This window comes from Kitasatospora sp. NPDC056651, from assembly GCF_042792155.1.
Lineage (GTDB): Bacteria > Actinomycetota > Actinomycetes > Streptomycetales > Streptomycetaceae > Kitasatospora.
The window spans coordinates 1-8,614 of sequence record NZ_JBHTWX010000181.1; the positions used below are offsets into that span (position 1 = coordinate 1).

The 8,614-nt window shown below is 72.7% G+C and carries 7 protein-coding genes; 4 read left to right on the plus strand and 3 right to left on the minus strand.

All coding sequences use genetic code 11. The features are described from left to right. A partial coding sequence (locus tag ACFRAR_RS37360) for an ATP-grasp domain-containing protein (RefSeq protein ID WP_380704670.1) occupies positions 1-1,097 on the minus strand: 1,097 nt, incomplete at its 3' end. Between the two features lie 123 nt (positions 1,098-1,220). On the opposite strand from ACFRAR_RS37360, the gene ACFRAR_RS37365 reads away from it, so the two are divergent. Continuing rightward, positions 1,221-1,754 (plus strand): NUDIX hydrolase, encoded by a 534-nt coding sequence (locus tag ACFRAR_RS37365; protein ID WP_380704672.1) that lies wholly within the window; start codon positions 1,221-1,223, stop codon positions 1,752-1,754. Positions 1,755-1,831: 77 nt separating this feature from the next. Here the strand turns inward: ACFRAR_RS37365 and ACFRAR_RS37370 are convergent, their stop codons facing one another. Further along, complete coding sequence (locus ACFRAR_RS37370; protein ID WP_380704674.1) at positions 1,832-3,028, minus strand: hypothetical protein; 1,197 nt, start codon at positions 3,026-3,028, stop codon at positions 1,832-1,834. A 259-nt stretch (positions 3,029-3,287) separates the two neighbouring features. Continuing rightward, positions 3,288-4,412 carry an ABC transporter substrate-binding protein gene (locus ACFRAR_RS37375; RefSeq protein ID WP_380704676.1) on the minus strand — a complete coding sequence of 375 codons (1,125 nt, stop codon included), beginning with the start codon at positions 4,410-4,412 and terminating at the stop codon, positions 3,288-3,290. 321 nt (positions 4,413-4,733) lie between these two features. Here ACFRAR_RS37375 and ACFRAR_RS37380 point away from each other — a divergent pair, with 321 nt between their 5' ends. The 3 genes from ACFRAR_RS37380 to ACFRAR_RS37390 all read left to right on the plus strand — a co-directional run bounded on the left by ACFRAR_RS37380 (position 4,734) and on the right by ACFRAR_RS37390 (position 8,267). Next, on the plus strand, positions 4,734-6,308 hold the full coding sequence (locus ACFRAR_RS37380; protein ID WP_380704682.1) for an APC family permease: 1,575 nt from the start codon (positions 4,734-4,736) through the stop codon (positions 6,306-6,308). 250 nt (positions 6,309-6,558) lie between these two features. Continuing rightward, complete coding sequence (locus ACFRAR_RS37385; RefSeq protein ID WP_380704678.1) at positions 6,559-7,515, plus strand: LD-carboxypeptidase; 957 nt, start codon at positions 6,559-6,561, stop codon at positions 7,513-7,515. 77 nt (positions 7,516-7,592) lie between these two features. Further along, the gene (locus tag ACFRAR_RS37390) at positions 7,593-8,267 is read left to right on the plus strand and encodes a nucleoside/nucleotide kinase family protein (protein WP_380704680.1); all 675 of its coding nucleotides are present in this window, start codon (positions 7,593-7,595) and stop codon (positions 8,265-8,267) included. Positions 8,268-8,614: the final 347 nt, after the last annotated feature.

Below are 8,614 nucleotides of genomic sequence, written 5' to 3' on the forward strand. Positions count from 1 at the left end.
GACCCCGGGGTGGCCCGTTCGCGTGGGGCGGCCCGTCTGGCGGCGAGCAGCGAGGCCAGCAGCCCCGAGGCGTCGATCCCGCGCGGCAGGTCGCTCACCTGCCCGTCCCCGACCTCGACCACCCGCCAGCCGGAGCCGTCCGCCCGGCTGGCGAGGTCGGTGGTCACGAAGCGGCAGCCGAGCCTGCGGACCAGCGTTTGGACGTCGGCGAGGTCGGGCTCGACGGCCTGGCGCGGGGCGTCGGGGTGCGGCCCGACCAGAACGGGCCGGCCGTCCAGCCACCACACCCGGGCCTCCACGGCGCGCCCGCCCGTACCCGGCGCGTCGCCGCCCACACGCTCCGCACCGGCCGCACCGGCCGCACCGCTCTGTCCGGCCTCACCGCCGGGCCCGTCGTGTCCGGCCGCGTCACCGCGTCCGTTCCTTCCGGCCCCACCACCGTGTCCGGTCGCACCGCCCGGACCGTTCCCGTCGTCCGTTCCGGTGGGCGCGCCCTCGAACTCCTCGTACCGCCGCAGCACCACGCCGCCCGCCAGGAACTCGCCCTGCAGCTCTACGAACCGCTCCACCACCCGGCCGACGGCGGCCAGGTCCGCCAACTCCGGTACGTAGCAGGCCTCGTGCCACTCGTGCTTGCGCGACTTCACGTAGTCCTTGACGATCGCCGGGCCGCGGCCGCCGAGCCGGGCCGCGGCCTCGGCCAGCTCCTGCGGTCCGGGCACCACCGGCCCGTCGGACGGGATCCACGCACTGGCCGGGGTCGAGCCCTCGAACACGTCGTACCAGCCCGGCAGTTCATGGGCCGCCGCGTAACCGGGCGCGCTGGTCAGCAGGTTGCCGCCGCGGGCGGTGAGTGCGGCGGCGAAGTCCGCGTACCGGGCGGAGGGCAGCATCCAACCCCGGTACCAGAGCGGGCCGCTGTCCTGCGGCACCCGCCGGACCGCCTCCTCGGCCCGCCCGGCGAGCAGCGCGTCGTGGTCGACCAGGTGGTGCCCGCCGCCCAGTTCCCGCAGCATCCGGGCCTCCCAGGCGAAGTGCGGGTCGGGCCGGCGCGGGTTGAGCGGATCGGCGGGAAAGATGATCTCGGGTACGGGCATGGCCGCCAGGGTACGGCCGGTGGACGGGCCGGGCGCCCGCCACGACGGACCGGCCCGCCCGAGCACCCGACCGGAGTGGTGAACCCACTCGACGCCCCGGGCGGCCGCTGCGAGAGTGAGCCGATGCGAAATCTGTTGCGACCGCGCACACGCAAGCCGAGGCAGGCCGCCCGCACGGTGGTGCTGGACGAGAACGGCTCGGTCTTCCTGCTCCGTTCGGACAACGACGAGGTCGGCGTGCACTGGACCATGCCGGGCGGCGGACTGGAGCGGGGCGAGACCCCGTGGGACGGTGCCCGACGCGAACTGTGGGAGGAGACCGGCTGGCGCGACCTCGAACCCGGCCCGCTGCTCTGCACCTGGGAGCACGACTTCACCTGGCACGGCACCCCGGTCCGCCAGCACGAGCACATCTACCTCTCCGGCGGACCGCACCGCGGTCCGGTCGGCGACGTCAGCCGGGCGCACGCCGTCGACCGGATCCTCGACTGGCGCTGGTGGACCCCCGCCGACCTCGCCGACGAGAACGCCGACGCGCTCTGGCCTCCGATGCTGCCGGACCTGCTGGACGCGGTCCGCGGGGGCTGGGCCATGGACGGGCGGCCACCGGTGCCCGTCGACCTCGGGTACGTCCCGAACACCCCGGCCGCGCGTTAGGGCGGACTTCCGGTCCCGCCGGGTCCCGCCGGGTCCCGCCGCCCGGGCCCGTCGTGGAACGGCCCCCGGTGGAACGGTCACGGGCGTGTGCTGCGCCGGGTCCGCGGGGCCGGGCCGGACTCCCAGCCGTGCAGTTCCAACTCCCGGTCGTGCAGCGCGCCGGGGTTCATCAGCACCGACAGCTGGGCGTCGGCCAGTTGTTCGAAGCCGAGCCCGGTCGCGGACAGCAGCAGCTCGGTCGACACCGAGACGGCGATGGCGGGCCGCCAGGAGGGCAGCACCATCAGGCAGGTGCCACGGCCGACCCGGATCGGCGTGGCCACGACCCGGATCGGCGCCCGCTCCTCCGGCCGGCCGAGAGCTTCGGCCGGCCCGGGGCTGCCGCTGATCAGGATGCCGAGCGGCGGCTCGGCCCGCGAAGCCCCGGCGTCGGGGCCCGCGGCGCCGGGACTGACGGTGCCGGGACCGACGGTGCCGGCCGCTGTGGCGTCGGATGCCGCGGCACCGGGCGCGGGGCCGGTGGTGGTGGAGCCGCTGGCGGTGGAGCCGGTCCCGAACGAGGGCGTCCGTGCCACCGTCGCCCCCACCGCACCGCCGAGTTCACCCGTCCCCACCGCACCGGCGGGTCCTCCCGCCCGGACGGCGTCACCCGGCAGGCCTGTCCCGGTCGTCCCGGTCGTCCCGGTCGTCCCGGTCGTCCCGGTCGTCCCGGTCGGGCCGGTCGCGGCCGTCTCCCGTGCGGTCGCCCCCTGCCCGCCCTGGGCGGCCTGGGGGTGCATCCGGCGCAGTCGTCGTGAGGGCGACGGCCGCCGGGACCCGAAGGGCCGCAGCTCTTCGCGCGCCGAGCGCTGCGCCGGCACGGACGGGCCGATCTCCGGCGCCGCGGCGGTGGGCCGGAGCCGGGGGAACCCGCTCCCGTCCGTTTCGGTCACGCGGCCGGGCACCTCCTCGGCAGCGTGGTCCGGGGAAGGCGCGTCAGGCGCGGCCGGACCGGGCTCGGCCGCCGCGTCCACGCCGAGCGGGGCCCGCACCTCGGCGTCGTTCCGGCTGCGCGGCTGCGGCACCGAGTCGAAGCGCGAGGCGCCGCCCGGGCGGGCAGTTCCGTCCGGGGCGCCGGGCGCTGCCGCCCCGGACTCGACGGCGGTGGCGATCGAGCACATCGAGGCGGCCGCGGCGGACTGGCCGGGTGCGGCGGGCGGGGGAGAGGATCCGGCGCTTTCCCCGGGCGGGCCGGGCAGGGACGGGTCGGTTGCGGTGGGGTGGAGCGAGGTCATCTGCGGGCCCTTCGAGGAACGGTTCGGATGATCCTCCCGCACCATCGGGACCAGCTCCAAGCGTCGAACCCCGACGGTGTACGCGATTCCACCGCGATCCCGCCGCGACGCCGCTACCAAGCCGCAGCAGGATCACCCAAAACGGCTTCAGGCGAACCCGGTTGCCATCCGAACGGAGCAACGCCCGCCTTCGCACGCCTCCGCTCTCCTCCGCCCGCACCAGTTCGCCCCGGTCCCGCTCCCGACCTGCCGGATCGGCTCAACTTCCGGGCGCGACAAACCCCTTGAGGTCGGCGAGCACCGCGTTCGCCGCCATGACGCCGAGCCCGAGGAACCAGGTCTCGTCCGAAACCGGTCGGGCCTGACCGGACTTGACCGCACCGAGCGTCTTCCAGAGCGCGCCGCCCAGCACCGCGTCCTGGTTGGTCGAGCTGGGGCTGCCGTACACGCCGTAGAAGATCCAGTCGGCGTCGGCCTTGTCGATCTGCTCCGGGCTGACCTCGACCGCGAGCTCCTTGACCTGCTCGATCTTGGGCTGCGGCAGCGGCACGTCGGTGAGGATGGTGCCGATGAAGGAGAGTTCCGCGTAGAGCCGGGTGCGCCCGGGCATGAAGCGCAGCGGCGTGATGGTGGGCCGCTTGTCGCCGAGCTTCGCACCGATCGCGGCGGCCGTGGCCTGGTACGCGTCGAGCTGCGCCCGGGCCTCGGCCTCCAGGCCGAAGGCACTCGCGTTGAGCAGGAAGTTCTGCTTCCAGGGGTAGCCGGGCCGCAGCGAGAAGACGGTCGGCGCGATCTTGGACAGCTGGGCGTACTGGTCCTGGGCGCGCAGCTGGCTGCCGAGGATCAGGTCCGGCTTGAGTGCGGCGATCGCCTCCAGGTTGAGGCTGTTGATGGTGCCGACGGCGGCCGGGTCGCCAGCCTTGTCCTTGAGGTAGGACGGCAGGGACTTGGAAGCGTCGGCGTACACCACGCCGACCGGCTGGATGCCGAGGGCGACGACGTTGTCGAGCTCACCGGTGTCCAGCACCACGATCCGGGTGGGCTTGGCCGGGACGACGGTCTCGCCCATCGCGTGCCTGATGGTGCGCGGGTAGACGCCGGGGGCGGCGTCGGTACCGAAGCCCTTCATCTTCTCGATCACGCCGGCGTAGTCGTCGCCGCCCTGCTTGACCGACTTCTGGTTCGGGGAGGAGCCGCCACCGGCCGGAGCGGAAGCGCCGGCACCGCCCGGTTCGCCCGACCCGCCGGATCCGTCCGAGCTGCCGCAGGCGGTGAGCAGTCCGCCGAGGCCGAGCACCGCCCCGCCGGCGATCCCCGCCGTGAGGAACCGGCGGCGGCTGGGCGTGCGGGGGATGAGGGCCAGGTCGTCGGAGGTGGGGGGCACGCGACGCTCCTTTCACGGGTCGAGATTAGGTTAGGCAAACCTATCTGACTCGCGGCTGGGTGTGATCTCGCCTGCGCCGGAGGGGCAAACCATGTCAAAACTTGGCAAAAGGGTGAAATTTTCTTGGCTCAACTCCTTTGAAACAAAGGTACATGGGTTAACGGGCCGTTAATACGCCACCCTGGCTGGGCTCTACGGGAACGAATCGAAGCAAGTGGTTTAGATCACCAAGGGTTGGTCTACTCAACCTTCCGTGCCCGCATCTAGGGTGCGCTGGTGTTTGATCAGCAGCTCTCAGAGCACACGAGCAGCGGCCGGGCAATGGCGCCCGGCGCTCCGCAGGGTGCCCCGGTCAGTGGCATCAGTGGTGGAGTCCCCGTTGACCAGGGGACCGCTGGGGGAGCGGGGGACAAGGGTCTACGGGGTGGTTCCGTAGGCCTGCTGAGCAGCGTGGTGCTGGGCGTCTCGACGGTCGCCCCGGTCTACTGCCTGACCGCGACGCTCGGCCCGACGGTGACCGCGGTCGGCGTTCAGATGCCCGCGGTGTTCCTGGCGGGCTTCCTGCCGATGCTGCTCGTCGCGTTCGCGTACAAGGAGCTGAACAAGGACTTCCCGGACTGCGGGACGTCCTTCACCTGGGGCGTCCGTGCCTTCGGCCCCCGGGCCGGCTGGATGGCCGGCTGGGGCCTGACGGTGGCGACCATCATCGTGCTCTCCAACCTGGCCGGGGTCGCGACCGACTTCCTGTATCTGATGCTCGGGGAGATGACCGGCAGCGGCTGGGTCACCGAACTCGACCAGAACAAGGCGGTCCACCTGCTCACCGTGGTCCTGCTGATCGCCGGCGCCACCGCGATGAGCTACCGGGGGATGACCGCCACCAAGTGGTTCCAGTACAGCCTGGTCGGCCTCCAGCTGGCGGTGCTGGTGCTCTTCTCCGTCATCGCCATCGGCAAGGCCGCCGCCGGCGACCTGCCCGACTCGATCGGCTTCTCGTTCTCCTGGCTCAACCCGCTCCAGGTCAGCTCGTTCAGCGCGTTCACCGCCGGACTGTCGCTGTCGATCTTCATGTACTGGGGCTGGGACACCTGCCTGACCATGAACGAGGAGACGATGGGCAGCGCCAAGACCCCCGGCCGCGCCGCGATGATCTCCATGGTCACCCTGGTCGGCTCGTACCTGCTGGTCGCGATCGCCTCCCAGATGTTCGCGGGCGTCGGCAGCACCGGCAACGGCCTCGGCAACCCGGCCACCGCGGACAACGTCTTCGCCGCGCTGGCCCGCCCGGTGCTCGGCTCGCCGTGGAGCATCCTGCTCTTCCTGGCCGTCGTCGCCAGTGCCGCCGCCAGCCTCCAGACCACCTTCATCCCGGTGGCCCGCACCCTGCTCGCGATGAGCGCCTACCGGGCGGTGCCGCCGCGCTTCGGCGCCGTCCACCCGCGCTTCCGCACCCCCGGCTACGCCACCGTCGCGGCGGGCATCGCCACCGCGGTCTTCTACGTGGGCATGAGCCTGATCAGCGAGAACGTCGTCCAGGACACCATCCTGGCGCTCGGTCTGATGATCTGCTTCTACTACGCACTGACCGCCTTCGCCTGCGTCTGGTACTTCCGTCGCTCGCTCCGCACCGGTGTGCGCGACCTGCTGCTCAAGGGCGTGGCCCCGCTGCTCGGCGGCGTGCTGCTCAGCGCGGTCTTCCTCCAGACCCTCACCGACGCCTGGGCCCCCGACTACGGCAGCGGTTCGGTCTTCGGCATCGGCTCGGTCTTCGTGATCGGCGTCGGCATCCTGCTGCTCGGCGCCGGGCTGATGACCTGGTACGGCTTCATCCGGCCGGAGTTCTTCCGCGGCGAGACGCTGCACAAGGACACCCCGGCACTGATCGTGGAGGACTGACGTCCTCACCCGCCCCGGCAGGGCCGTCCGCTCCGGACGGCCCTGCCGCGTTTTCCGCCTGCCCCACAGGGCGGACCCCCACCGGGCCCGGGAGACGACGCGGGCGGTGCTCCGAAGAACCGTCACCGCCGGAGCACCGGTCCGGAGCGGGAGATTCGCCGGCCGCCACGGGGCATATCGTCACCGGGCGGCCGCGACCATGCCGCGACCGCCCGCACCCCGCTCCCGCGCCCGAAAGGCGGCCCGGTCCATGGACCAGCACCCGACCACGCCCGGCCAGGGGCTGACCCGCCCTCCGCACCTCCTGCCCGGCGACCACATCGCCGTCGTCGCCCCCAGCGGCCCCATCGACGCCGAACGCCTCGACGCCGGCTGCGCGATCCTCCGCTCCTGGGGGCTGCGCGTCACCGTCGCCCCGCACGTCCTCGACACCCACCCCGTCCTCGGCTACCTGGCCGGCACCGACGCCGACCGCGCGGCCGACCTCCAGTCCGCCTGGCTCGACCCCACCGTCGACGCCGTCATCTGCGCCCGCGGCGGATACGGCGTGCACCGCATGGCCGACCTGCTGGACTGGACCGCGATGCGCGCCGCCAGGCCCAAGCCCTTCATCGGCTTCAGCGACGTCAGCTCCCTGCACGAGGCCTTCGCCCAGCGCCTCGGTCTCGCCACCCTGTACGGACCGCTGGCCGCGGGGGTCACCTTCTGCTCCGACGGCCCGACCGCCGAACACCTGCGCCGCACCCTCTTCGACCCCGCGGCCACCACCGTGCTCACCTCGCCCACCGCCACCCCGCTCGTCCCCGGCCGGGCCCGAGGCACCACGGCGGGCGGCTGCCTCCACGTCCTCACCGCCGAGCGCGGCACGCCCGCCGCCCGACCCTCGTACGAGGGCAGCATCCTGCTGATCGAGGACGTGAACGAGCACCCCTACCAACTCGACCGCCTGCTCACCCAGCTCCTTCGCTCCGGCGCCCTCGACGGCGTGGCCGGCGTGGCCCTCGGCTCCTGGGAGGGCTGCGGACGGCCCGAACGGGTCCGCGACGTGATGCTCGACCGGCTCGGTGGGCTGGGCGTCCCCGTGCTCTGGGAGCTGGGCTTCGGCCACTGCCCGTCCACCCTCACCGTCCCGCTCGGCGTCCCCGCCCTGCTCGACGCCGACGCCGGCACCCTCACCTTGGACCTGCCCGCCCTCGCCGACCGCTGAGCCGCTCCGGCGCCGCCCGGGCCGAACCGGCTCGTGGGGCACCGCCGGGCACGGTGCGCGCTGAGTAAGGTGCGGCCATGAACGAGGACCGCCTCACCGCCCTTGCCCTCGGATTCCTCCGCGGCCCGGGCAGCAACGCCCGCACGATCCTCGGACTTGCCGGCCCGCCCGGCGCCGGCAAGTCCACCCTGGCCCGCCACCTGGTCGCCGAGGCCGAGCGCGTCGAAGGCCCCGGCACCGCCGCCTACGTCCCGCTCGACGGCTTCCACCTCTCGGGCACCCAGCTCGACCGCCTCGGCCTGACCCACCGCAAGGGAGCCCCGGCCACCTTCGACGCCCGCGGCTACGTCGCCCTGCTGCGCCGCATCGCCGGCGACCGCTTCCAGGACATCTATGTGCCGGACTTCGACCGCACCCTGGACGAACCGGTCGCCGCCCGCCACGTGGTCCGTCCGCACACCCGGCTCGTCATCACCGAGGGCAACTACCTCGCCTCCACCGACGCCCCCTGGCCGGACGCCCGTCGAGAGCTGCACGAACTCTGGTACGTGCACACCGACGACGCCGTACGCGAGGACCGCCTGCTCCGGCGCCACCGCGACGGCGGCCGTGACGAGGCCATCGCCCGCCGCTGGGTCACCGGCAACGACCACCCCAACGGCGAATACGTGAAGCCTGGCCGGGCCCTGTGCACCCGGATCGTCCCCGGGACGGGTTTGCTTCCGACCCCGGACAGGGGTAGTGTTTCCTAGTCGCTCGACAGGGAGCACCGGACACGCATCTGCGCGGACGGTCCCGGGGCGGCCAATCCTCTGAAACACCATTTCCGGTTAGTGCCGGTCGTTTCGCTTTTCGCGTCACGGCTTGGCGCTTATTCGCCGTGTTCGTTTTATCGGATTGCGGCCGGATTCGCTTTTCGGAGCGGGGATCGGCTAGAGTTTGAAACGTCGGACAGGGCGTCAAGCCCCGGAAGACACCGGCGAGTTGGATGAACGAAGCCCCGGAAACGGAGCGGAAAACATCTGATAAGCTGGAAACACGAAAGAACGAAGCCCGGAGGGCCTGCTGGAAGGCAGTCCGAAGGAAGCGTCCGTTCCTT

Excerpts from the sequence above, each read along its gene's own strand:
- ACFRAR_RS37365 (WP_380704672.1), top strand. The coding sequence starts at position 1,221 with ATGCGAAATCTGTTGCGACCGCGCACACGCAAGCCGAGGCAGGCCGCC.
- ACFRAR_RS37370 (WP_380704674.1), bottom strand. The coding sequence starts at position 3,028 with ATGACCTCGCTCCACCCCACCGCAACCGACCCGTCCCTGCCCGGCCCG.
- ACFRAR_RS37380 (WP_380704682.1), top strand. The coding sequence starts at position 4,734 with ATGGCGCCCGGCGCTCCGCAGGGTGCCCCGGTCAGTGGCATCAGTGGT.
- ACFRAR_RS37385 (WP_380704678.1), top strand. The coding sequence starts at position 6,559 with ATGGACCAGCACCCGACCACGCCCGGCCAGGGGCTGACCCGCCCTCCG.
- ACFRAR_RS37390 (WP_380704680.1), top strand. The coding sequence starts at position 7,593 with ATGAACGAGGACCGCCTCACCGCCCTTGCCCTCGGATTCCTCCGCGGC.